Source organism: Achromobacter animicus (assembly GCF_040775605.1).
GTDB classification, from domain to species: Bacteria; Pseudomonadota; Gammaproteobacteria; order Burkholderiales; family Burkholderiaceae_B; genus Achromobacter; species Achromobacter animicus.
This window is the reverse complement of record NZ_JAYGJK010000001.1, coordinates 1810403-1832613: the sequence shown is the minus strand read 5'-3', so window position 1 is coordinate 1832613 and position 22211 is coordinate 1810403. Positions and strand designations below refer to the sequence as shown.

Below are 22211 nucleotides of genomic sequence, written 5' to 3'. Positions count from 1 at the left end.
AAGGCCGGCCGCAATGGCCGGCGCTGCTACACCATACACCCGGCCGGGCGCACATGGGCGCCCGGCTCGGTCAATCGTCGCGGGACTGGCGATCCCGGGCCAGCGCGGCCTGCGTACCGGCAGTGGCGCCGCCCGCTGCCGCCGGCGTGCCGGCGACGGGGTTGCCCGGCAACGGCGCGCTCGCTGCGGGGACGACCGTCGGATCACTTGCCGCGGGCGAGAACAGATCCCAGCTTGCCATGAACAGCGCCGCGATCAGCGGACCGATGACAAAGCCGTTCAGGCCGAACAGCGCCATCCCGCCAAGCGTGGAGATCAGGATCACGTAGTCGGGCATCTTCGTATCCTTGCCCACGAGAATGGGGCGCAGGATGTTGTCGACCATGCCGATGACCAGCACGCCGAACGCGATGAGCACGGCGCCCTTGACCACGGAGCCCGTCAGCAGGAAGTACACGGCCACCGGCGCCCAGATCAGTCCCGCGCCAATCGCCGGAAGCAGCGACAGGAACGCCATGATCACGCCCCACAGCAACGCGCCCTGGATCGACAGGATTGAGAAGATGATGCCGCCCAGCGCGCCCTGCGCCGCCGCCACCGCGACGTTGCCCTTTACGGTGGCGCGCACGACGGTCGTGAATTTGCGGAACAGGTGCTGCTTGTGCATGTCGCTCAGCGGCACCGCGCGCCGCAGCCGGGCCGAAAGCTGGGGCCCGTCACGCAGCAGGAAGAAGAGCAGATACAGCATGATGCCGAAGCTGACCACGAACTGGAACGTGTCCTGTCCGATGTTCAGAGCTTGGGTCGCCAGGAACTGGCTTGCCTGCATCGCGCCGGCGCTCAGCTTGTCCTGCAGGCTGGGAATATCGGCCAGGTCGAAGCGCGCCAGCAGCGCATGCACCGACGGCGGCAAGGCGTCCATTGCCTGCTGGAAGTACGCGCCAAAGTTGATCTGGCCTGACTTGATGCTTTGATAGAGGCTCGCGCCTTCGCTCACCAGCGAGCCGCTGATCACGACCAACGGAAGAATCACCAGCAGCAGCACCAGCAGCAGCGTGATGAGCGCGGCGAGATTGCGCCGGCCGCCAATGCGCACCACCAGGCGGCGCTGCAAGGGCGCGAAAAGAATGGCCAGAATGGTGCCCCAGAACACGGCCCCATAGAAAGGCCACAACAGCCAGCCGAACGCGATGGTGACCACCACCAGCAAAAGCACGAAGGTTCTGTAATGCACGCCTGAAGATTCGCTCATGGTGTGTCCAAGGCACGGCATGCGCCGCGAGAGCCGCATTGTACAAAGCGCCGCCTGGCGCCGCTTGCATCGGGACGAGGCTGATCCACGGCTATGGCGCCTTCGAGCCGGCGCTCGCTGCCTGCAGCAGCGTGGCGCGGGCGGCTTCAAGACCGTCGGACTGCGCATTCAGCGCTTGCAGACGCAGGTTCAGTTCCTGTTGCAACGTCGGTTTCGCCACCTTCGTCTGCCCATCCTCGAAGGTGACGTCCGCGCCATTGGCAGCCACGAAGTCCGCAATGCCCAGCGCGTCGCGGGCGACCGAGTCCATCCTGGCCGCGGCCTCCATCATGTCGGCAGCCGGCGCTGTCACCGCCTCGTCGTAGACGCCGTCATACACGGGCGCCAGATCGGCGGGCAATGTCAAGGCCGCGCGCGCCTTGTCGGCCTTGCTTCGCGCCGCCTGGACCTGCGCGGCGCTGTCTGCCAGCGTCTTGCGCGCCGCCTGCAGGCTGGCCTTGCGCTCCACGATCTCACTTACCGACCGGATCGTCTCCACGGACAGCACTTCGCGCAGCGGCGCGGCCGCCTTGGCCATGGCGTCCTGGAAATCCGTCATTACTTCGTAGGCGTCGTCGTAATCCCCGATCGCGTCCTTTTCCTGGTTGCTCAACAGGCCGATCGGCACGAGCGTCACGTTGTTCATGCGGACTTGCAGAACCTGTATGAACGCGGCGCGCTCCTGCGGCTCCTTGTTGACGCAGGCCGCCAGCAACAGCATCGAAACCGCCGCCATGCCCGCCACCCACGCGCGAACCCAACCCATGCGCATCCTTTTGCACTCCGATTCTGCAGATTACGGGAAGATTATCCGGTAGCCCCGAGCTTGGATCCGAATGGGGCGAAATTTGTTGCCATCGAAGCGAGTTGACACAGGGAGAGCGGCGCGCATGCCCCCGGCGGCGGCGTCCTCTAAAATCACGGGATTCGGCGGCGCCCGGCCGCCCGCAACACACACTGGCTGACCCGATGACTCAAAACGCTTCTCCCCTGCCCTGGGGTTTCACGCTCCCGGATTGCCGCGGCGCGAACGCCTTGCTCCTTTTCATGAACGACCTGGCGCGGGTGGTCAACCAGTACCTCGGCCACGGCAAGCTGTCGGAAGAAGCGCTGGCGGACGCCCAGAAAGCCGTGGACGCGCTGCTGGAACGCTATGTGGAGATTCAGGCGGCGCCCGAGGCCTTTGACGACGAGCGCATCGAACTGGCGCTGGAAACCTTGCCGCAGCCCGACGGCACGACCAGCGCCCAAGTGGCGCTGCGCATGTCGCCGCGTCTGGAAGGCCTGATCATCGAGGCACAACGCCAGGCCCGTCCCGCGGCGCACTAACGCGTATTTGCTCGGCCGGATGCCTATCCGGCCGAAAATGCTTGCATAATCGCGTATTCTCCGATATTATCGCCCGTTGGATCTGCGCAGTCGTACCCCGGTACGCCATGTCCGCCACGAACTGCCCATCCCAAGTTGCTTACACCAAGCTGGCCGCAAAAAGCGGCTGCCGCAACCAGATCCACTACCCGTAAGCTCTGCGTCCTTGCGAAGTACAACGCAAAATACGCAAACCCAGAGCACCATCGGAAACCACACGCCTTCGCCCATCCGCCAGTCCGGATCGGCCTGAAGCAGATACACCCAAACAACACGCTGCTTTTCCGGAAGCAGCGACGCATGCCGCGGTCCAACCACCGCGAGCGCCAGAGCCAACCCACTCTGTGCGCACCCAGGGCTGCATCGGCGCACGCTACCGCGCCGGCAACCATGCCTGTGTATGGCGCGCCTGCGCCCTGCAGCCCGACCGATGCCCGCCAGGACTGGACGAAGGCATCACCACGCCGGCCCGGCGCGCAAAAAACATGAGAATGCGCAAAAGAACGGCAGCAGCAATGCGTTAGTGTCATGTAACGCCTGTCCAATACATCCGGCGGACAAGGCGCTTCGCGAAGGCCCGGCCAAGTGCCCTGCATTTGCCCGGCTTGCGCGCACCATGACAAGACGCAGCTTTTCCAATAACTAGAACCTAAAGAGAACACAACATGAATACTCGTTTCACCACCACCGAACTGATCCGCCGCCCGGCCCATACGCAGCTTGACGACATGCCCATCCACATCGGCGACATCGTCTACCTGAAGCCGGCAAACGGCCCCGAGATCCGCGCCACGGTCATCTTCAACGCGCCGATCAACGGCACCACCACCTACACCACCGAAGTCGTGCCGTGCGGCGCGCCCGCGCAAAAGACGCCCGCCCAGCGCATCCGGTTCCGCCACGAACACGTGCATCGCATCGAACCGGTGCGCCGCAACGCTCGCTAAGCAGACCCAACACCGCCGCGCTTACCCCGCGGCGGTTTGCTTTGTGCGTGATAAATTCCCTGCAACTTCAGCCCGCTGATCTCACCATGCAGAACAATCGTCTTGCGGTCCGCATCTGGGACCTTCCCACCCGCCTCTTTCACTGGGGGCTTGTCGTCTGCATCGTCGGCGCGTTCGTCAGCGTGAAGCTGGGCGGCCTGTACATGGACTGGCACGTGCGCTTCGGCTGTACGGCGCTGGGCCTCATCATCTTCCGCGTGCTGTGGGGCTTTGCCGGACCGCGCTATGCCAGGTTCGCGCATTTCGTTCGCGGCCCCGGCGCCGTGGCCCGCTACCTGAAGGGCGCCGCCGCGCCCGCCGGCCACAATCCGCTGGGCGCCCTGTCGGTCATGGCATTGCTGCTGGTCGTGGGCTTTCAGGCGGTCAGCGGCCTGTTCACCACCGACGACATCATGACGCAGGGTCCGCTGTTCGGGCACGTATCCGAAGCCACCGCCAGCGCCATGACGTCCTGGCACAAGCTCAACGAATGGGTCATCATCGGCCTGGTCGCCCTGCACCTGCTGGCCGTCACGTGGTACGTGGTGGTGCGCCGCAAGCGTCTGGTGCGCGCCATCATCACCGGCAACGTCGATGCCAAGGACGTCCCCGCCGGCACGCCGCCCGCTCAGGACGGCCTGGCCATCTGGCTGCGCGCGCTGTTGCTGGGCGCCTGCGTGACCGGGCTGGTGCTGTGGATACGATCGCTCGAGGTCGTGTCCGACATGTCGTTCTCCTGACTCTGCCCAAGCGAACAGCCCATGAAAAAAGCCCCTTGACGGGGCTTTTTGCTTGCCAGGACGACGGGCCGGATCTGACAACGGCCCGATGCCTTATTTCTTCTTGCGGTACGAATCGTGGCAGGCTTTGCAGCTGGCGCCGACGTCACCGAAGGCCGCGCGCAGCTTGTCCAGATCGCCGGCATCGGCGGCTGCCGACAGTTTCACGATGTTGTCCTGGAACGCCTGCTGCTTCTGCTTGAAGCCAGCCGCGTCGCTCCAGATTTCGGGACGGGCGTCACCGCCTTCCGTACCCGGGCCGAAACCCGCCCACGGCAACGCAGACAGCGTCTTCAGCACATCGACGTTGGCCTTGATCTGCGCAGCGTCATAGGGCGCCTGGCCCTTGACCACCGGCGCCATGCGGCCGAAGTGCGAGCCGATCAGTGCAAGCGCCGACTGGCGGTACTTGACGGCATCTTCGGGCTTGGCGAATTGCGCGGAGGCGGACGTTGCCAGCAGCGGACCCACCGTCATACAGGCCAGCGCAGCGAGCGTGGACAACTTCTTCATTGATTTCTCCCGTAGGTACAACGTGAAAGCCGCGCGCGTAACGCGCGCGGCACGGCGACTATACCGCCCGGGCCAGCTCGGCAGCCAGACCAATGTACGAGCGCGGGGTCATCGCCAGGAGGCGGGCCTTGGGCTCTTCAGGCAGCGCCAGGCCCTGGATGAATTCTCGCAGAGCCTCTTCGGTGATGCCCTTGCCGCGCGTCAAGGCCTTGAGCTGCTCGTACGGCTGCGGCAGGCCATAGCGGCGCATGACGGTCTGCACCGGCTCGGCCAGCACTTCCCAGCAGGCGTCGATATCGGCGTCGATGGCAGCCGTGTTGACTTCGAGCTTGCCCAGGCCGCGCATGCAGGCATCCCACGCCACCAGGCAGTAGCCCAGGCCCACGCCGAGGTTGCGCAGGACGGTGGAATCGGTCAGGTCGCGCTGCCAGCGGGAGATCGGCAGCTTGTCGGCCAGATGGCGCAGCACGGCGTTGGCCAGACCCAGGTTGCCTTCGGAGTTTTCGAAGTCGATCGGGTTGACCTTGTGCGGCATGGTCGACGAACCGACCTCGCCTTCCTTCAGGCGCTGCTTGAAGTAGCCCAGCGCCACGTAGCCCCAGATGTCGCGATCCAGGTCCAGGATGATGATGTTGGCGCGGGTAATCGCGTCGAACAGCGCGGACATCCAGTCATGCGGTTCGATCTGGATGGTGTGGCGGTTCTGGGTCAGGCCCAGGCCGGTCAGCACGCGCTTGCTGAACTCGGGCCAGTTGATTTCGGGATAGGCGGACAGGTGGGCGTTGTAGTTGCCCGTTGCGCCGTTCAGCTTGGCCAGGGGCTCGACGGCCACAACGGCGGCGATGGCGCGGTTCAGGCGCGCGGCCACGTTGGCGAATTCCTTGCCCAGCGTGGTCGGGCTGGCGGGCTGGCCGTGGGTGCGCGACAGCAGCGGCTGATCGGCGTTGGCGACGGCCAGGTCGTTCAGCTTGGCGGCGACTTCGCGCAGGCGCGGCACCACGACCTGGTCGCGGGCGCGCGACAGCATCAGCGCGTGCGAGGTGTTGTTGATGTCTTCGGACGTGCAGGCGAAGTGGATGAATTCTGCGGCGCGGGCCAGTTCGGCGTCATCGGCGACCTTTTCTTTCAGCCAGTACTCGACGGCCTTCACGTCGTGGTTGGTGACGCGCTCGATATCCTTGATGCGGCCGGCGTCCGCCTCGGAGAAGTTGGCGACCAACTGGGCCAGGCGCGCGCGGGCGGCCTCGGAGAAGGCCGGCAGCTCGGGCAGGCCGGCGTCCGACAAGGCGATCAGCCAGGCGACCTCGACTTCGACGCGGTGCGCCATGAAGCCGGCTTCGGACAGCAGACCGCGCAGAGCGTCGCCCCGGGAAGCGTAGCGGCCATCCAGTGGCGAAAGGGCATTAAGTTGGCTCAGCTGATCGGCGATTTGCATGGTCTGGTGGGGAAAAGCGACGGATGGGAAAACCCGGCGATTTTATCATCCGGGGCCGCCTGACATTGTGGCAAACTGACGAAGATTCCGCCCTGCGGACAATTCCGGCCGTCATACAGCCTGCTATACTTCGGCCGCTTTCCGACTCCGCTTGTGACTCCATGAAACTGATCGGCTCGCTTACCAGTCCCTACGTGCGCAAAGTGCGTATCGTCATGGCCGAGAAAAAGCTGGACTACCGGCTTGAACTCGAAAACGTCTGGTCCGCCGACACGCAGATCCAAACGTACAACCCGCTGGGCAAGGTCCCCTGCCTGGTGATGGAAGACGGCGGCGCCCTGTTTGATTCGCGCGTCATCGTCGAATACGTGGACACCTTGTCTCCCGTCGCCCGGCTGATTCCTCAGCAAGGGCGCGATCGCGCAGCCGTCAAATGCTGGGAAGCCATCGCCGATGGCGTCCTGGACGCCTGCGTGACCATCGTCAAGGAAAACCAGCGCCCCGAGGCCCAGCGCAGCCCCGAATGGATCGAACGCCAATACGGCAAGATCCACGCCAGCCTGGACGCCATGAACAAAAGCCTGGGCGACAACGCCCATTGCATGGGCATCAACTACAGCCTCGCGGACATCGCGGTCGGCTGTGCCCTGGGCTACCTGGACCTGCGCTTTGCCACCCTGGACTGGCGCACCGGCCAGCCTAATCTGGCCCGCCTGTACGACAAGCTGTCCCAGCGCCAGTCGTTCATCGACACGGTGCCCAAGACGGCCTGACGGCCGGCCAGAAATGCCCGCAAAAACGCCCGGCTCGACCGGGCGTTTTTTCGTCCGGCCGCTTTCCGCGGCCGGTTTTCTGTATATCGATCAAACCGTCCAGGTCTGCCAGGCCTTGAACAGCATGTACGCCGCCAGCGCGAACAGCAGCGCGGCGAACACGCGCTTGAGCGTCTGCACCGGCAGGCGATGGGCCATGCGCGCCCCCAGCGGCGCCGTCAGGACGCTGGTGCAGACCAGCGCCAGCAATGCCGGCCAGTAGATGAAGCCGAGCATCCCCGGATAGGTCTGGGCTTCGTTCAGGCCAGAAACGATATAACCCACGCTGTTGGCCAGCGCGATGGGAAAGCCCAGCGCCGCCGAGGTCGACACCGCATTGTGCAGGGCCACGTTGCACCAGACCATGAACGGCACCGACAGAAAGCCGCCCCCGGCGCCGACCAGGCCCGACAGGAAGCCGATGCCCGCCCCCGCCGCACTGGTGCCGACCACGCCCGGCATCTGGCGCGTGGGCTTGGGCTTCTTGTTGCGCAGCATGCTCCAGCCGGAGTAGCCCACGAACAACGCGAAGAACAGCGACAGCCACAGCGTGCTCAGCGCGGCGAACACCGCGCCGCCCGACAGCAGCCCGCCGATGATGATGCCCGGCGCCATCGCCGCGACGATGCGCCACTTGATGGTGCCCCGCTGCTGGTGAGCGCGCACGCTGGAAATGGAGGTAAAGAGGATCGACGTCATGGACGTGGCGATCGCGGCGTGCACCACCAGGTCGGCCGGCATGCCCTGCCAGGTGAACAGCATTGTCAAAAAGGGAACCAGCAGCATGCCGCCGCCAATGCCCAGCAGGCCCGCGGCAAAGCCGACCACTCCGCCCAACACCAGCAGGCAGATCACCATCGTCACATCCACAACCGTCTCCTCAGTTTTATTGTCATGAACAAGGCCCCGCGGGCATGGCTCCGGGGGGCCTTGGTTACGTGCAGCGGGGACTGCTTAAATAATGATCCCGCCACCCAGGCAAACCTCGCCATCGTATAGCACGGCCGACTGCCCGGGCGTCACCGCCCATTGCGGCTCGGTGAAATCCAGCGAAAACGTCTCGGGCGCCGCATCGCCCAGGCGGCAGGCCGCGTCGGCTTGCCGATAGCGGGTCTTGGCGCCGTAGGCGCCCGCTGCCGGCGGGTGGCCGGCCACCCAGCTCGCGTCCTGCGCCTTCAGATCGCCGGACAGCAGCCAAGGATGGTCATGCCCCTGCACGACGTACAGCACGTTGCGTTCCAGATCCTTGCGCGCCACGTACCAGGCCTCGGCCGTGCCGTCGTCCCGCTGGCGGCCCTTGACACCGCCCACGCCCAGCCCCTTGCGCTGGCCCAGCGTGTAGAACGAAAGCCCTTCGTGGCGGCCGACCTTCTGCCCTTCGGGCGTCAGGATGGGACCGGGCTCGGTGGGCAGGTAACGGTTCAGAAATTCCCGGAACGGCCGCTCGCCGATGAAGCAGATCCCGGTGGAATCCTTCTTGGCGGCGTTGTGCAGGCCGATCTCGTGCGCGATGCGCCGCACTTCGGTCTTGTGGATCTCGCCCAGCGGAAACAGCGTGCGCGACAACTGCGCCTGGTTCAGGCGATGCAGGAAGTAGCTCTGGTCCTTGGATGCGTCCAGCGCCTTCAGCAACTGGAACTGCGAGCCGCCGCCCTCAGCGGGCACTTCGCGCACGCGGGCGTAATGGCCGGTCGCGATGTGTTCCGCGCCCAGCGCCATGGCGTGGTCGAGGAACGCCTTGAACTTGATCTCGGCATTGCACAGGACGTCGGGGTTGGGGGTACGGCCCGCGGAGTATTCGCGCAGGAAATCCGCGAACACGCGGTCCTTGTATTCGGCGGCGAAGTTGACGTATTCGAACTCGACGCCGACCAGGTCCGCGACGCTGGCGGCGTCCAGGAGATCCTGGCGGGTGGAGCAGTATTCGGAATCGTCGTCGTCTTCCCAGTTCTTCATGAACAGGCCGACGACCTCGTAGCCTTGCTGTTTGAGCAGCCAGGCGGTGACCGAAGAATCGACCCCGCCGGACATGCCGACGACAACGCGGCCTTTCTTGGTGGATGTTTGACTCATGATGCGGCTATTTTAGATCGGACAAGGCGTCTTCCCGCGGCTGCGGTTCGGCGGCGCGCGACACTTCCATCAGCCAGGCGCGGAAGGCCTGCAGGGTGGGCAGATTGGCCTTCTGCTCGGGGTAGCACAGGTAATAGCCCATCCGCGCGCGGATCGGCAACTGCATCGCGATGGCCAGCTTGCCGTCGCGCAGCTCGTCCTCGATCAGGCAGCGCGGGATCAGCGCCACGCCGAAGCCCGCCGCGGCGGCCTGCGACAGCAGCGCGTACTGATCGAACCGGGCGCCTTCCAGGCTGCGCCGCGTATCGCAGCCAGCCTGCTCGAACCAGTCGCGCCAGCCTTCCAGGGCCGACGTATGGTGCAGCAGCGGATATGCCAGCAGGTCTTCGGGCGACTGGCACCCGCCCGCGATCAGGCGGGGACTACAGACCGGCAGGATCTCGCGGCCCACGATGTAGTCCGCGCCGCTGCCGGGCCACAGCCCCTCGCCGAAGCGCACGGCGGCGTCCAATTCGGGTGTGGAGAAGTCGTAGCCCTGGCGATGCGGCAGGAATTCCACGTGGATGTCGGGCCGCAGGCGCATGAAGGCCGTCAGCCGCGGAATCAGCCACCGCGCGCCAAACGTCGGCATACAGGTCAGATTGAGCGTGCCGCCGCGCCCCTGGTGCGCGATCAGCTCGACGGTGGCCGCTTCGATCTGGCCGAGACCGGCCTGGATCTTGGCCAGATAGCTGCGGCCTGCTTCGGTCAGAACCAGGCCTTGCCTGATTCGTAGGAATAGTTCAACGCCGACGAACTCTTCCAGATGTTTCACCTGTTTACTCACGGCCCCCTGTGTCACGCACAATTCCTGCGCGGCGCGCGTGAAACTGCTGTGCCGGGCGGCAACTTCGAACGCCTGGAGATCCGTTAAAGAGGGACAGAAACGCCTCATCTGCAGCCCCCACTGAATGTGGGGCTCCCTTGCCCTGCGGGCATGACGACGGCAAAGGCACGGGGCGACGAATGTTACAGAAAAGTAACGCCCAAGATGGCCTGCCGAAAAGAGGTATGAAAAAAAGTCATAGCTTACGGAGAATCTTTCGTTTGCGCAAACCTGCCCGCCAGGAAAGAATCGTCGGGTTTGCGTCTGCCTTTGCGCATCCGCTGTTCACTCATTAGTAGGGGAATTCATGCAACGCCGTAATGTAGTCCTGGGCCTGTGTGTCGCCGCCGCGACCCTGGCCACGCCGCTGACCTCGGGTATCGCGCACGCTGAAGATGCGTATCCCAGCAAGCCCATCCGCCTGATCGTTCCCTTCCCGCCCGGCGGCACCACCGACATCGTCGGCCGCCTGTTCGCCGACAAGCTCGGCAAGGAACTGGGCCAGACCGTCGTCGTGGAAAACCGCGGCGGCGCCGGCGGCTCGATCGGCAGCGCCTTCGTCGCCAGCAGCGCGCCGGACGGCTACGTCCTGGGCATCGCCACCGTCAGCACGCACGGCATCAACCCGGCCATCTACCCGAACCTGCCGTTCGATGGCGAGAAGGACTTCACGCCCGTCTCGAACCTGGCTGCCGTGCCGAACATCATGACGATCAACCCGAAGGTCCAGGCCAAGACCATCGCCGAATTCATCACGCTGGCCAAGAGCCAGCCCGGCAAGCTGACGTACGCGTCGGCCGGCAACGGTTCGGTCTCGCACATGATGGGCGAACTGTTCAAGATGGCCTCGGGCACCGACCTGATGCACGTGCCGTACCGTGGCGTGGGCCCCGCGCTGAACGACGCGCTGGCCGGCCAGGTCGACGTCATGTATGACAACCTGCCCTCCACGCTGCCGCACGTCCAGTCCGGCCGCCTGATCGCCATGGCCGTCGCCTCGCCGCAGCGCGTCGCCTCGCTGCCCAACGTGCCCACGTTCGCCGAAGCCGGCCTGCCGGCCGTGAACGACGCCTCGTGGTTCGGCCTGGTCGCCCCGGCCAAGCTGCCCGCCCCCGTGCTGGCCAAGCTGAACGCCGCCGTCCAGAAGGTCAGCGCCGAAGAAGACGTCAAGAGCCGCCTCGCCGCTCTGGGCGCCTCGCCCGCTGCCAACACCCCGGCCGAATTCGGCGCGCAGATCTCGGCTGAAATCGCCAAGAACAAGCGCATCGCCAAAGAAGCCAACGTGAAGATCGACTAACCGGTCTTCGGTCCTCGCGTGCCCGTGGCGCGCGAGGACCTCCGATTCACGAACGCAGTACCCCCTTATGCGACTTACCCAGCCCCTGTCCTACCGCTTCGACCTCCCGCAGCACTATCCCGATTCGGAAATCTCGGTCCCTCTCGTGCTGGATTCCCCGCACAGCGGCACGACCTACCCCCCCGATTTCGCCGCCGCGGTGGACTTTGGCGCCTTGCGCACGGCCGAGGACACCTGGGTTGACGATCTGTGGGGCGACGCCATCGAGATGGGCGTACCGATGATCGCCGCGGCGTTCCCGCGCGCCTATATCGACGCCAACCGCGCCGCCGACGAGATCGACGAATTGCTGCTGGACGCGGCATGGCCCGACGCAATCAACCCCTCGCCCAAGGTCAAGCTGGGCAAGGGTCTGATCTGGCGCATGCTCGATGACGGCACGCCGCTGTACAACCGCAAGCTCACGGTGGACGAAGTACGCCACCGCATCGATGCCTGCTGGAAGCCCTATCACGCCGCGCTTGGTCAGGTGCTGGACAACGCCCACCGCAAGTTCGGCAAGGTCTGGCACATCAACTGCCACTCGATGCCCAGCGTGGCCGGCGCCTTCGCCACCGATCGCCCGGGCCTGGTCCATCCCGACTTCGTGCTGGGCGACCGCGACGGCAGCACCAGCGATCCGGCCTTCCGCGAATTCATCGCCGCCTGGCTGCGCGAGCGCGGCTACAACGTCACCGTGAACGATCCCTACAAGGGCGTGGAACTGGTGCGCGCGTTCGGCCGCCCGCAAGAAGGCCGCCACAGCCTGCAGATCGAGATCAACCGCAAGCTCTACATGGACGAAGTGTCGCTTCGTCCGACCGACAACTACGGCCGGCTGAAGGCCGATCTGCGCGACCTTACCGCCGCGCTGATCACCTGGACCCGCGCGCAGACGGCATAAGAAACGCCGCCCGTCCAGACGCCGGGTTGCAAGCCCCCCGCCCCATGGTTCGCCATGGGGTTTTTTTTGGCCCCGCGCAAGCGGCCAAAACGGGGGAGGCGTGAGAGCGCACATTCCGTGTATAACTACGGCGAACCTTCTGAGGAGAGGCGTCGATGCACATCGGGATACCTAAGGAAACCCGAGACGGGGAAACCCGTGTCGCAGCAACACCGGAGACCGTCAAGAAGTACGTGGGCGGCAAGCACACCGTCGTTGTGGAAAGTGGAGCCGGCGCCGCCGCCCGCTATCTCGATGATGCCTATGTCGCAGCGGGCGCCACGCTCGGTTCAGCCCAGGATGCCCTGGGCGCCGAACTGGTCATGAAGGTTCGCGCGCCCGCCCCCGAAGAATTGCCCCGCATGAAGCCGGGCGCCGTGGTCGTGGGCATGCTCGACCCCTTCGACGCCGAAGGTCTGGCGCAAATGGCCGCCGCGGGCCTGACCGGCTTCGCGCTGGAAGCCGCGCCGCGCATCACCCGCGCGCAAAGCCTGGACGTGCTGTCGTCGCAGGCCAACCTGGCCGGCTACAAGGCCGTGCTGCTTGCGGCCCATCACTACGGCCGGCTGATCCCCATGATGATGACCGCCGCCGGCACCCTGAAAGCCGCGCGCGCCGTCGTCCTGGGCACCGGCGTGGCCGGCCTGCAGGCGATCGCCACCGCCAAGCGGCTGGGCGCAGTGGTCGAAGCCTCCGACGTGCGGCCCGCCGCCCGTGAACAGGTCGAATCGCTGGGCGCCAAGTTCATCGACGTGCCGTTCGAAACCGACGAAGAGCGCGAGATCGCGCAAGGCACGGGCGGCTACGCGCGGCCCATGCCGCCCGCCTGGATGGCGCGTCAGGCCGCGCTGGTGTCCGAACGCTGCAAGCAGGCGGACATCGTCATCACCACCGCGCTGATCCCAGGACGGCCAGCCCCCACGTTGGTTTCGGCGGACACGGTCGCGGCCATGAAGCCCGGCTCGGTGCTGGTGGATCTTGCCGTCGAACGCGGCGGCAACTGCCCGCTGTCGGAAAAAGGGCAAATCGTCGAAAAGCACGGCGTGACGATCATCGGGCTGACCAACCTGCCCGGCCTGGTCGCGACCGACGCCTCGGCGCTCTACGCGCGCAACATCCTGGATTTCCTGAAGCTCATCATCAATGCGGACGGCGCACTGGCGATCCAGCGCGACGATGAAATCGTGGCAGCCTGCCTGGTGTGCGAAGGCGGCAATGTGACGCGGAGGACGTGACCATGGAAGCGATCAACCCCACCCTGATGAATCTCATCATCTTCGTGCTGGCCATCTATGTCGGCTACCACGTGGTCTGGAACGTCACGCCCGCGCTGCACACGCCGCTCATGGCGGTCACCAATGCCATTTCCGCGATCATCATCGTCGGCGCGATGCTGGCCGCCGCGCTGACTGAAGGCGGACTGGCGCGCGGCATGGGCGTATTCGCGGTGGCGCTGGCCGCCGTCAACGTCTTTGGCGGTTTTCTCGTGACGCGGCGCATGCTTGAAATGTTCAAGAAGAAGGACCGCAAGCCGGGCAAGGAGGAAGCGAAATGATCTCGCTGAACCTCGTCACCCTGCTCTACCTGATTGCCTCGGTCTGCTTCATCCAGGCGCTCAAGGGCCTGTCGCATCCCACCACCTCGCGCCTGGGCAACGCCTTCGGCATGGCCGGCATGGCGATCGCCGTGGTGACCACCGCGGCGCTCATCATCGGGCTGGCGCGCAGCGGCACGGCCACGATCGGGCTGGGCTGGGTCGTGCTGGGGCTGCTGGTCGGCGGCTCCATCGGTACGCTGATGGCCAAGCGCGTCGAGATGACCAAGATGCCCGAGCTGGTCGCCTTCATGCACAGCATGATCGGCCTGGCGGCGGTCGCGATCGCCGTGGCCGTCGTGGCCGAGCCGCACGCCTTCGGCATTGCGCCGCCGGGCATGGCCATCCCCACCGGCAACCGCTTCGAGCTCTTCATCGGCACGTTCGTGGGCGCCATTACGTTCTCGGGTTCGGTCATCGCCTTCGGCAAGCTGTCCGGCAAATACAAGTTCCGGCTGTTCCAGGGCGCGCCCGTGGTGTTCCCCGGCCAGCACATGCTGAATCTGGCGCTGGCGCTGGCGATGCTGGGTTGCGGCCTCTGGTTCATGCTCACGCAGGAATGGACGCCGTTCATCATCATGACGCTCATCGCCTTCGTGCTGGGCGTGCTGATCATCATCCCGATCGGCGGCGCGGACATGCCGGTGGTGGTGTCGATGCTGAACAGCTATTCCGGCTGGGCGGCGGCGGGCATCGGTTTCTCGCTGAACAACCCCATGCTGATCATCGCCGGCTCGCTGGTGGGCTCGTCGGGCGCCATCCTGTCCTACATCATGTGCAAGGCGATGAACCGGTCGTTCTTCAACGTGATCCTGGGCGGCTTTGGCGGGCAAGCGGGCGGCGGCGCGGCGGCAGGCGATGCGCAGCAGCGCAGCGTCAAGTCGGGCAGCCCGGACGACGCGGCGTTCCTGATGACCAACGCCGAAAGCGTCACCATCGTGCCGGGCTACGGCCTGGCTGTCGCGCGGGCCCAGCATGCACTGAAGGAACTGGCCGAAAAGCTGACCGCGCGGGGCGTGACCGTGAAGTACGCGATCCATCCGGTGGCCGGCCGCATGCCCGGCCACATGAACGTGCTGCTGGCCGAGGCCGAAGTGCCTTACGACCAGGTCTTCGAGATGGAAGACATCAACAGCGAGTTCGGCCAGACCGATGTTGTGCTGGTGCTGGGCGCGAACGACGTGGTCAACCCGGCCGCCAAGAACGATCCCAAGTCACCCATCGCCGGCATGCCCATCCTCGAGGCCTACAAGGCGCGCACGGTCATCGTGAACAAGCGCTCCATGGCCTCGGGCTATGCCGGGCTGGACAACGAACTGTTCTACATGGACCGCACGATGATGGTCTTCGGCGACGCCAAGAAGGTGCTCGAAGACATGGTCAAGGCCGTGGAGTAACCGCAACGCCAGGCGCTGCGCGGGCGGCTAGCCCTGCGCAGCGCGGCGCAACTGCTCGTCGACCACTTCGACCCAATGGCGCACCGGCGTATCGGTGCCGCTTTGCAGATGGCCGATGCACCCGATGTTGGCCGACAGGATCACATCGGGACTGCCCACCGCGATGGCGCCCAGCTTGCGGTCGCGCAGTTCCAGCGCGATGTCCGGATTCAATACCGAATACGCGCCCGCCGATCCGCAGCACAGATGCTTGTCCGCGAACGGCTGCAGCTCAAATCCCAGATCGACCAGCAATTGCTCTGACAACGGCCGCAGCCCTTGCCAGTGCTGCAACGTGCACGGCGGGTGAAACGATGCCCGCGTGCCGGCCGGCAGGCGCGACCGCAGCATGTCGGCGTGCGGCGCGACGATCTCCGCCACGTCCTTCACCAGCGCCACGATGTCGGCGGCTTTCTGCGCATACGCCGGGTCGTGGCGCAGATGGTGCGCGTATTCCTTGACCATGGCGCCGCAGCCCGACGCATTCATGACGATGGCCTCGACCTTGCCGTCCTGCACCAGCGGCCACCACGCGTCGACGTTGGCGCGCATCTGCGCCACGGCTTCGTCCTGCGCGTCCAGGTGAAAACTGACCGCGCCGCAGCAACCGGCGCCCGGCGCGATGCGCGCGCCGATGCCGACCGCATCCAGCACGCGGATGGTGGCGGCGTCGATGGTGGGCATCATGGCCGGCTGCACGCAGCCCGCCAGCATCAGGACCTGGCGATCGTGTCGCGCCACCTGCGGTAGCGGACCGGCGTCGCGGCGTTCCGGCACCTTGCGCCGCAGGGCCTGGGGCAGGATGCCGCGCAGGCTCTGACCCAGACGCATGGCCGGCGCGAACATCGGCGACAGCATTGCCTTGCGCAGCAACGTGCGTTTGGTCTTGTCGCCCCACGACCGCTCCACGCGCTCGTCCACGATCTTGCGGCCGATGTCGACGAGGTGGCCGTACTCGACGCCGGACGGGCAGGTGGTCTCGCAATTGCGGCAGGTCAGGCAGCGGTCCAGATGCTGCTGCGTGGATTGCGTGGGCTCCTTGCCCTCCAGCACCTGCTTGATGAGATAGATGCGTCCGCGCGGGCTGTCCAGTTCGTCGCCCAGAACCTGATACGTCGGACAGGTGGCCGTGCAAAAACCGCAATGCACGCAGCGGCGCAGAATCGCGTCCGCCTCGTTGCCCAGATCGGTGCCGCTCGCCCAGGAAGCCAGATTGGTTTGCATGATGTCCTACAGCTCCAGGACCAGGCGGCCGGGATTGAAGAGGCCGGCGGGATCGAGTTCCTGCTTCAGCCTGCGGGTGATTGCGCCGACACCCGGCGCAAGCGGATGGAACACGCCATCGGCGGGCGGCGGGGTATCAGCGGGCCGGAACAGCGTCGCGTGGCCGCCGTGGCGGGCCGCCGTCTCGCGTAGTTCAGCGGCATCGCGCGGACCGCTCAGCCAACGCTGGCCACCGCCCCACTCCACCAGCGTCGGCCCCAGTTCCAGATCGACGGTGGTTGGCGGCAGGGCCAGCCGCCACAATGGCCGGTCTGGCGCAAAGAACGGGTGCGTCTGCTCGCGCAACGACCGCCACCATGCGTCGGCCGCATCCGGCGCCAGCACATCGCCGCCGATCAGCGCTCGCGCGCTGGCCAGCGCGGGCGGCGCGCCCGACAGGCGCACCATCGTCATGCCGTCCGCGCCGTCGGCATCGCTTGACCAGCTCGATGCCGAGATCGGCAGCGGCTTGCCGCGCCAGAAGGCAAAGTTGGCCAGTGCCTGCGCCTGCGTCGCGGGCAACGCCAGCGTCATCTCTTCCATCGGCTTGGGCACGACCTTCAGCGACACCTCCAGGATGGCGCCGAAGATGCCGTGCGAGCCGGCCAGGAGGCGCGACACGTCATAGCCCGCCACGTTCTTCATGACCTCGCCACCGAAGGAAAGGATGCGTCCTTCCGAATCCAGCAGTTGCGCACCGAGCACGAAATCCTTGAGCGCCCCCGCGCTCATGCGGCGCGGGCCCGACAGGCCGGCTGCGACGCAGCCGCCCACGGTGGCGGTGGGCGCGAAATGCGGCGGCTCGAAGGCCAGCATCTGGCCGTGCTCGGCAAGCGCGGCCTCCAGTTCGGCCAGCGGCGTGCCGGCGCGCACCGTGACGACGAGTTCGGATGGGTGGTAGCTGACGATGCCGCGGTACGGCGTCATATCCAGCAGGCAATGGCCATCCTGCGGCCGCACGGGACGGTAGTTACCGTAGAACCGCTTGCTGCCGCCGCCCATCACGAACAGGGGTTTGTGGCCGGCACGGGCCGTCATGACCTGGTCGCACAATTCCGACAGGACAAAATCCATAAGGGATACGTCCTAGAAACGGGCGAGATCGGGGAAGCGCAGTTCTCCCGCATGGACGTGCATCTTGCCGTATTCGGCGCAGCGTGCCAGCGTGGGGATGACCTTTTCAGGATTCAGCAGGCACGGCGGATCAAAGGCCCGCTTGACTGCCAGGAACGCGTCGAGTTCTTCGCGAGAGAATTGCACGCACATTTGATTTATCTTCTCCATTCCCACACCGTGCTCTCCGGTCACGGTTCCTCCCACTTGCACGCACAGCTCAAGAATGGCCGCACCGAATTTCTCGGCGCGCTCCACCTCGTCCGGCTTATTCGAATCGAACAGGATCAGCGGATGCAGATTGCCGTCGCCGGCATGAAAGACGTTGGCGCATCGCAGGCCAAATTCGTCTTCCATCTGTTCAATGGCGCCCAGTACGCGCGCCAGATGACGGCGCGGTATCGTGCCGTCCATGCAGTAGTAATCGGGCGACACGCGCCCGGCAGCGGGAAACGCGTTCTTACGCCCCGCCCAGAATTTCAAGCGTTCCGCCTCGGATGCCGACACCTGGCAGCGCGTGGCGCCGGCTTGCCGGAACACGGCCTCCATGCGCGCGATCTCGTGCGCCACCTCTTCGGGCGTGCCGTCCGATTCGCACAGCAGGATGGCCTGTGCGTCCATGTCGTAGCCCGCGCGGACAAACGGCTCGACCATGTGCGTGGCGCGCCGGTCCATCATTTCAAGACCCGCCGGAATCATGCCTGCCGCGATCACCTGCGTGACCGCATTGCCTGCCGCCTCGACGCTGGAAAAACTGGCCATGACGACCTGCTGGCAGGCCGGCTTGGGGATGAGCTTGACGGTCACTTCGGTCACGACGCCCAGCATGCCCTCGGACCCGACGAACACGGACAGCAGGTCCAGTCCGGGCGCGTCCGGCGCGTGCGATCCCAGTTCGACCACGTCGCCGTCGATCGTGACCACACGCACGCGCAGCACGTTGTGCACGGTCAGGCCGTATTTCAGGCAATGCACGCCGCCAGAGTTTTCCGCGACGTTGCCGCCGATGGAGCACGCGATCTGGCTCGACGGATCCGGCGCGTAATACAGCCCATACGGAGACACGGCTTCGGAGATCGCAAGATTGCGCACGCCCGGCTCGACGATCGCGGTCGTGCTGGCCAGGTCGATATGCTTGATCCGATTGAATTTGGACAGCCCAAGCAACACGCCCTGGCTGTGCGGCATGGCGCCGCCCGACAGTCCCGTTCCGGCGCCGCGCGCGACAATGGGCGCGTTCAGGCGCTTGCAGATGCGCATGATGGCCTGCACCTGCGCTTCCGTTTCGGGCAGGGCGACGACCGCGGGAATCGAGCGGTAAAGGGATAGGCCATCGCATTCGTAAGGACGGGTGTCCTCTTCGCGATAAAGCACACAGTGCGCGGGCAACGCGGCCGACAACGCCTCGATGAGCTGCTGCTGCGAATAAGGCGCCTGCACTTGTGCCAGGCCGGTTTCGACCAGTGAATTCATGAGCGCAACAATAGCGCGTGTGCCCATGTTAATCAGGCCGGGATTTACCCGCACCTGACGCATTTACCGGCATTTGCGGCCAGTTCATACGTAACCGGCCGTAAACCGTGAAGCAGCCTGTCGCGTAAAAGCAGCAGGCGCTGACGGATCGAGGGAGGCGTTTGCAGCCTCCCCCTGTTGATTACCAGGACACGATCTTGCCTGGATTCAGGATGTTGTTCGGGTCAAACGCGTGCTTCAGGCTGCGCATTAGATCCAGCGCGTCTTCGCCGTGTTCTTCCGCCATGAACTGCATCTTGTGCAGGCCGACGCCGTGCTCGCCCGTGCAGGTGCCATCGGCAGCGATGGCGCGGCGCACGAGGTTGTGATTGATCGCTTCCGATTCCTGCCATTCCTGCGCGTTGTCGGCGTCCAGCAGCATCAGCACATGGAAGTTGCCGTCGCCCACGTGGCCGACGATGGTGTACGGGAAGCTTGCGCGGTCCAGTTCCTCGACGGTGTCGCGCACGCAGTCGGCCAGGCGCGAAATCGGCACGCAGACGTCGGTGGTGCTGGCGCGGCAGCCGGGACGCAACTGCAGGCCCGCAAAATACGCGTTGTGGCGCGCGGTCCAGAGGCGGCTGCGGTCCTCGGGACGCTCGGCCCATTCGAAGTCCATGCCGCCGTGTTCGGCCGTGATGGCCTGCACGGTTTCGGCCTGCTCCTGAACGCCGGCGGGGCTGCCGTGGAATTCAAATACCAGCAGCGGCGTTTCGCGCAGGGTCAGCTTGCTGTGCAGGTTGACGGCACGCACGCTGGCGGCATCCATGAACTCGACGCGCGCGATCGGCACGCCCATCTGGATGATCTCGATCACGCTCTGCACGGCGGCGTCCAGCGTCGGGAAATTGCAGACGGCGGCGGACACGGCTTCGGGCTGTGGATACAAGCGCACGGTCACTTCGGTGATGATGCCGAGCGTGCCCTCGCTGCCCACGAAAATGCGCGTCAGGTCGTAGCCGGCCGACGACTTGCGGGCGCGGCCCGCGGTGCGGATGATGCGGCCGTCCGCGGTGACGACGGTCAGCGACATGACGTTTTCGCGCATCGTGCCGTAACGCACGGCGTTGGTGCCAGACGCGCGGGTGGCGGCCATGCCGCCCAGGCTGGCGTCGGCGCCCGGGTCAATCGGAAAGAACAGACCGGTGCTGCGGATCTCTTCATTGAGCTGCTTGCGCAGCACGCCGGCCTGCACCGTGGCGGTGAGGTCTTCGGCGTTGATGGCGAGGACCTTGTTCATCTGCGACAGGTCCAGGCTGATGCCGCCCTGAATCGCAAGAATGTGGCCTTCGAGCGACGAGCCGGCGCCGTACGGAATCAAGGGAACGCGGTGCTCGTTGCACACCTTGGCGACGAATGCGACATCTTCCGTCGAGTGCGCGAACACCACGGCGTCGGGCAGCATGGCGGGGTAAGGCGATTCGTCGCGGCCATGGTGTTCGCGCACGGCGGCCGATTCCGACAGGCGGTCGCCAAAGTGCGCACGCAGGGCATCCAGACAGGCGGCCGGAACCGCGCGGCGCAACGATTCGGCGTGCAAGGGAGCGTTCATGATCTCGTGGTTTCCCGGGTTCGATAATCCGAATATTCTACGCCGCCTCGCGTGCTGCGCCGCACACCGTCCCAGGCTGACAGTGCGCGGCGTGAATCCCCCTCATTTTCCGGAATCGCTTGCCGGAATCACTTGCCGGATTTACTTGCCGGAGGTCAGCGCCACGCGGCGGCGTTCGCGCACGGCTTGCGCCAGGCGCTCCAGCACGGCCACGGACGCATCCCAGTCGATGCAGCCGTCGGTGATGCTCTGGCCGTACACCAGCGGTTGGCCCGGCACCATGTCCTGGCGGCCGCCCAGCAAATGGCTTTCGACCATGACGCCGACCAGGCGCGCATCGCCGGCTTCCATCTGGCGCGCCACGTCTTCGACGACGAGCGGCTGGTTCTCCGGCTTCTTGCTGCTGTTGGCGTGGCTGGCGTCGACCATGATGCGCTGCGCGAGACCGGCCTTGGACACGTCCTGGCAAGCGGCGTCCACGCTGGCCGCGTCGTAATTCGGCGTCTTGCCGCCGCGCAAGATGACGTGGCAGTCCTCGTTGCCCGCCGTGGACACGATGGCCGAATGGCCGCCCTTGGTCACCGACAGGAAATGGTGCGGCTGCGAGGCCGCCTTGATCGCATCGACGGCGATCTTCACGTTGCCGTCCGTGCCGTTCTTGAATCCCACCGGACACGACAGGCCCGACGCCAGCTCGCGGTGCACCTGGCTCTCCGTCGTGCGCGCCCCGATCGCCCCCCAGGAGACCAGATCCGCGATGTACTGCGGCGTAATCATGTCCAGGAACTCGCATCCCGCCGGCAAGCCCATGCTGTTGATGTCCAGCAGCAGTTCGCGGGCGACGCGCACGCCCTTGTTGATGTCGAAGCTGCCGTCCAGGTCGGGATCGTTGATCAGGCCTTTCCAGCCCACGGTCGTGCGCGGCTTCTCGAAGTACACGCGCATCACGATTTCCAGGTCCGCGCTCAGGCGGTCGCGCACGGGCTTCAGACGCTTGGCGTATTCGATGGCGGCGCGCGTGTCGTGGATGGAACACGGACCGATCACGACGATCATGCGATCGTCCATGCCGTGCAGGATGCGGTGCATGCCTTGCCGCGCGGCGAAGACGGTCTCGGACGCCTCCTTGGTGCACGCGAACTCGCGCATCACGTGCGAGGGCGGATTCAGTTCCTTGATTTCTCGAATACGAAGGTCATCGGTGTTGTGCGACACGGTACTGCTCCTGGGTTGCCCGCCACGGCGGCATAAAAAAAGCCGCCAGATTTGCTGGCGGCTTTTTTGGGGGGATTCTGTCCAAACTTCAGATTGAGCGCGTCCCTTCCTCCGCCAGCGGCTTC

Annotated in this window: 21 protein-coding genes; 9 read left to right on the top strand and 12 right to left on the bottom strand. The window is 65.5% G+C overall.

Features of this window, described 5'->3' with window-relative positions; genetic code table 11:
• Nucleotides 1–70: 70 nt before the first annotated feature.
• Both AB3147_RS08255 and AB3147_RS08250 read right to left on the bottom strand, forming a co-directional pair.
• On the bottom strand, nucleotides 71–1252 hold the full coding sequence (locus AB3147_RS08255; protein ID WP_246282972.1) for an AI-2E family transporter: 1182 nt from the start codon (nucleotides 1250–1252) through the stop codon (nucleotides 71–73).
• Nucleotides 1253–1343: 91 nt separating this feature from the next.
• Nucleotides 1344–2057: a DUF3053 family protein gene (locus AB3147_RS08250; RefSeq protein ID WP_367351704.1), complete on the bottom strand. Its 714-nt coding sequence runs from the start codon at nucleotides 2055–2057 to the stop codon at nucleotides 1344–1346.
• Nucleotides 2058–2260: 203 nt separating this feature from the next.
• On the opposite strand from AB3147_RS08250, the gene AB3147_RS08245 reads away from it, so the two are divergent.
• The 3 genes from AB3147_RS08245 (at nucleotide 2261) to AB3147_RS08235 (ending at nucleotide 4385) form a co-directional block, all read left to right on the top strand.
• Nucleotides 2261–2620 (top strand): hypothetical protein, encoded by a 360-nt coding sequence (locus AB3147_RS08245; protein ID WP_175138763.1) that lies wholly within the window; start codon nucleotides 2261–2263, stop codon nucleotides 2618–2620.
• 704 nt (nucleotides 2621–3324) lie between these two features.
• Complete coding sequence (locus AB3147_RS08240; RefSeq protein WP_175124606.1) at nucleotides 3325–3606, top strand: hypothetical protein; 282 nt, start codon at nucleotides 3325–3327, stop codon at nucleotides 3604–3606.
• An 86-nt stretch (nucleotides 3607–3692) separates the two neighbouring features.
• Nucleotides 3693–4385, top strand: a complete 693-nt coding sequence (locus AB3147_RS08235) for a cytochrome b/b6 domain-containing protein (protein WP_175138765.1) — start codon at nucleotides 3693–3695, stop codon at nucleotides 4383–4385.
• A gap of 93 nt (nucleotides 4386–4478) precedes the next feature.
• Here AB3147_RS08235 and AB3147_RS08230 read toward each other — a convergent pair whose 3' ends face one another.
• Both AB3147_RS08230 and purB read right to left on the bottom strand, forming a co-directional pair.
• Entirely contained in the window at nucleotides 4479–4937 is a 459-nt protein-coding gene (locus AB3147_RS08230; RefSeq protein ID WP_175124608.1) for a c-type cytochrome, read from the bottom strand.
• Between the two features lie 58 nt (nucleotides 4938–4995).
• The gene (gene purB / locus AB3147_RS08225; RefSeq protein ID WP_175124609.1) at nucleotides 4996–6372 is read right to left on the bottom strand and encodes an adenylosuccinate lyase; all 1377 of its coding nucleotides are present in this window, start codon (nucleotides 6370–6372) and stop codon (nucleotides 4996–4998) included.
• A 161-nt stretch (nucleotides 6373–6533) separates the two neighbouring features.
• Here purB and AB3147_RS08220 point away from each other — a divergent pair, with 161 nt between their 5' ends.
• On the top strand, nucleotides 6534–7145 hold the full coding sequence (locus AB3147_RS08220) for a glutathione S-transferase (protein ID WP_175124610.1): 612 nt from the start codon (nucleotides 6534–6536) through the stop codon (nucleotides 7143–7145).
• 90 nt (nucleotides 7146–7235) lie between these two features.
• Here the strand turns inward: AB3147_RS08220 and AB3147_RS08215 are convergent, their stop codons facing one another.
• The 3 genes from AB3147_RS08215 to gcvA all read right to left on the bottom strand — a co-directional run bounded on the left by AB3147_RS08215 (nucleotide 7236) and on the right by gcvA (nucleotide 10191).
• The gene (locus tag AB3147_RS08215) at nucleotides 7236–8054 is read right to left on the bottom strand and encodes a sulfite exporter TauE/SafE family protein (protein ID WP_175124611.1); all 819 of its coding nucleotides are present in this window, start codon (nucleotides 8052–8054) and stop codon (nucleotides 7236–7238) included.
• An 84-nt stretch (nucleotides 8055–8138) separates the two neighbouring features.
• Nucleotides 8139–9257 (bottom strand): tRNA 2-thiouridine(34) synthase MnmA, encoded by a 1119-nt coding sequence (mnmA, locus tag AB3147_RS08210; RefSeq protein ID WP_175124612.1) that lies wholly within the window; start codon nucleotides 9255–9257, stop codon nucleotides 8139–8141.
• A 7-nt stretch (nucleotides 9258–9264) separates the two neighbouring features.
• On the bottom strand, nucleotides 9265–10191 hold the full coding sequence (gene gcvA / locus AB3147_RS08205; protein ID WP_175124613.1) for a transcriptional regulator GcvA: 927 nt from the start codon (nucleotides 10189–10191) through the stop codon (nucleotides 9265–9267).
• Between the two features lie 238 nt (nucleotides 10192–10429).
• Between gcvA and AB3147_RS08200 the strand changes: the two genes are divergently transcribed.
• The 5 genes from AB3147_RS08200 to AB3147_RS08180 all read left to right on the top strand — a co-directional run bounded on the left by AB3147_RS08200 (nucleotide 10430) and on the right by AB3147_RS08180 (nucleotide 15392).
• A complete protein-coding gene (locus tag AB3147_RS08200) occupies nucleotides 10430–11419 on the top strand; it encodes a Bug family tripartite tricarboxylate transporter substrate binding protein (protein ID WP_175124614.1) in 990 nt (329 codons plus the stop codon).
• 67 nt (nucleotides 11420–11486) lie between these two features.
• Nucleotides 11487–12362: an N-formylglutamate amidohydrolase gene (locus tag AB3147_RS08195; protein WP_175138766.1), complete on the top strand. Its 876-nt coding sequence runs from the start codon at nucleotides 11487–11489 to the stop codon at nucleotides 12360–12362.
• 155 nt (nucleotides 12363–12517) lie between these two features.
• On the top strand, nucleotides 12518–13636 hold the full coding sequence (locus AB3147_RS08190; RefSeq protein WP_191576555.1) for a Re/Si-specific NAD(P)(+) transhydrogenase subunit alpha: 1119 nt from the start codon (nucleotides 12518–12520) through the stop codon (nucleotides 13634–13636).
• A gap of 2 nt (nucleotides 13637–13638) precedes the next feature.
• On the top strand, nucleotides 13639–13956 hold the full coding sequence (locus AB3147_RS08185) for an NAD(P) transhydrogenase subunit alpha (protein ID WP_006224972.1): 318 nt from the start codon (nucleotides 13639–13641) through the stop codon (nucleotides 13954–13956).
• The gene (locus tag AB3147_RS08180) at nucleotides 13953–15392 is read left to right on the top strand and encodes an NAD(P)(+) transhydrogenase (Re/Si-specific) subunit beta (RefSeq protein WP_175138768.1); all 1440 of its coding nucleotides are present in this window, start codon (nucleotides 13953–13955) and stop codon (nucleotides 15390–15392) included. Before AB3147_RS08185 ends, AB3147_RS08180 begins: the two co-directional genes overlap by 4 nt.
• Nucleotides 15393–15419: 27 nt before the next feature.
• Here the strand turns inward: AB3147_RS08180 and glcF are convergent, their stop codons facing one another.
• The 5 genes from glcF to aroG form a co-directional block, all read right to left on the bottom strand.
• Nucleotides 15420–16655 carry a glycolate oxidase subunit GlcF gene (gene glcF, locus AB3147_RS08175; RefSeq protein ID WP_175138769.1) on the bottom strand — a complete coding sequence of 412 codons (1236 nt, stop codon included), beginning with the start codon at nucleotides 16653–16655 and terminating at the stop codon, nucleotides 15420–15422.
• A 6-nt stretch (nucleotides 16656–16661) separates the two neighbouring features.
• Nucleotides 16662–17768 (bottom strand): glycolate oxidase subunit GlcE, encoded by a 1107-nt coding sequence (glcE, locus tag AB3147_RS08170; protein WP_367351703.1) that lies wholly within the window; start codon nucleotides 17766–17768, stop codon nucleotides 16662–16664.
• Nucleotides 17769–17780: 12 nt separating this feature from the next.
• A complete protein-coding gene (locus tag AB3147_RS08165) occupies nucleotides 17781–19280 on the bottom strand; it encodes an FAD-linked oxidase C-terminal domain-containing protein (RefSeq protein ID WP_175138771.1) in 1500 nt (499 codons plus the stop codon).
• A gap of 181 nt (nucleotides 19281–19461) precedes the next feature.
• A complete protein-coding gene (locus AB3147_RS08160; RefSeq protein ID WP_175124621.1) occupies nucleotides 19462–20871 on the bottom strand; it encodes an FAD-binding oxidoreductase in 1410 nt (469 codons plus the stop codon).
• 141 nt (nucleotides 20872–21012) lie between these two features.
• Nucleotides 21013–22086 carry a 3-deoxy-7-phosphoheptulonate synthase AroG gene (gene aroG / locus AB3147_RS08155; RefSeq protein WP_175124622.1) on the bottom strand — a complete coding sequence of 358 codons (1074 nt, stop codon included), beginning with the start codon at nucleotides 22084–22086 and terminating at the stop codon, nucleotides 21013–21015.
• Between the last annotated feature and the right edge of the window lie 125 nt (nucleotides 22087–22211).

Coding starts and splice junctions, on each gene's coding strand:
- AB3147_RS08255 (WP_246282972.1), bottom strand. CDS start 1,252: ATGAGCGAATCTTCAGGCGTGCATTACAGAACCTTCGTGCTTTTGCTG.
- AB3147_RS08250 (WP_367351704.1), bottom strand. CDS start 2,057: ATGGGTTGGGTTCGCGCGTGGGTGGCGGGCATGGCGGCGGTTTCGATG.
- AB3147_RS08245 (WP_175138763.1), top strand. CDS start 2,261: ATGACTCAAAACGCTTCTCCCCTGCCCTGGGGTTTCACGCTCCCGGAT.
- AB3147_RS08240 (WP_175124606.1), top strand. CDS start 3,325: ATGAATACTCGTTTCACCACCACCGAACTGATCCGCCGCCCGGCCCAT.
- AB3147_RS08235 (WP_175138765.1), top strand. CDS start 3,693: ATGCAGAACAATCGTCTTGCGGTCCGCATCTGGGACCTTCCCACCCGC.
- AB3147_RS08230 (WP_175124608.1), bottom strand. CDS start 4,937: ATGAAGAAGTTGTCCACGCTCGCTGCGCTGGCCTGTATGACGGTGGGT.
- purB (WP_175124609.1), bottom strand. CDS start 6,372: ATGCAAATCGCCGATCAGCTGAGCCAACTTAATGCCCTTTCGCCACTG.
- AB3147_RS08220 (WP_175124610.1), top strand. CDS start 6,534: ATGAAACTGATCGGCTCGCTTACCAGTCCCTACGTGCGCAAAGTGCGT.
- mnmA (WP_175124612.1), bottom strand. CDS start 9,257: ATGAGTCAAACATCCACCAAGAAAGGCCGCGTTGTCGTCGGCATGTCC.
- gcvA (WP_175124613.1), bottom strand. CDS start 10,191: ATGAGGCGTTTCTGTCCCTCTTTAACGGATCTCCAGGCGTTCGAAGTT.
- AB3147_RS08200 (WP_175124614.1), top strand. CDS start 10,430: ATGCAACGCCGTAATGTAGTCCTGGGCCTGTGTGTCGCCGCCGCGACC.
- AB3147_RS08195 (WP_175138766.1), top strand. CDS start 11,487: ATGCGACTTACCCAGCCCCTGTCCTACCGCTTCGACCTCCCGCAGCAC.
- AB3147_RS08190 (WP_191576555.1), top strand. CDS start 12,518: ATGCACATCGGGATACCTAAGGAAACCCGAGACGGGGAAACCCGTGTC.
- AB3147_RS08185 (WP_006224972.1), top strand. CDS start 13,639: ATGGAAGCGATCAACCCCACCCTGATGAATCTCATCATCTTCGTGCTG.
- AB3147_RS08180 (WP_175138768.1), top strand. CDS start 13,953: ATGATCTCGCTGAACCTCGTCACCCTGCTCTACCTGATTGCCTCGGTC.
- glcF (WP_175138769.1), bottom strand. CDS start 16,655: ATGCAAACCAATCTGGCTTCCTGGGCGAGCGGCACCGATCTGGGCAAC.
- glcE (WP_367351703.1), bottom strand. CDS start 17,768: ATGGATTTTGTCCTGTCGGAATTGTGCGACCAGGTCATGACGGCCCGT.
- AB3147_RS08165 (WP_175138771.1), bottom strand. CDS start 19,280: ATGAATTCACTGGTCGAAACCGGCCTGGCACAAGTGCAGGCGCCTTAT.
- AB3147_RS08160 (WP_175124621.1), bottom strand. CDS start 20,871: ATGAACGCTCCCTTGCACGCCGAATCGTTGCGCCGCGCGGTTCCGGCC.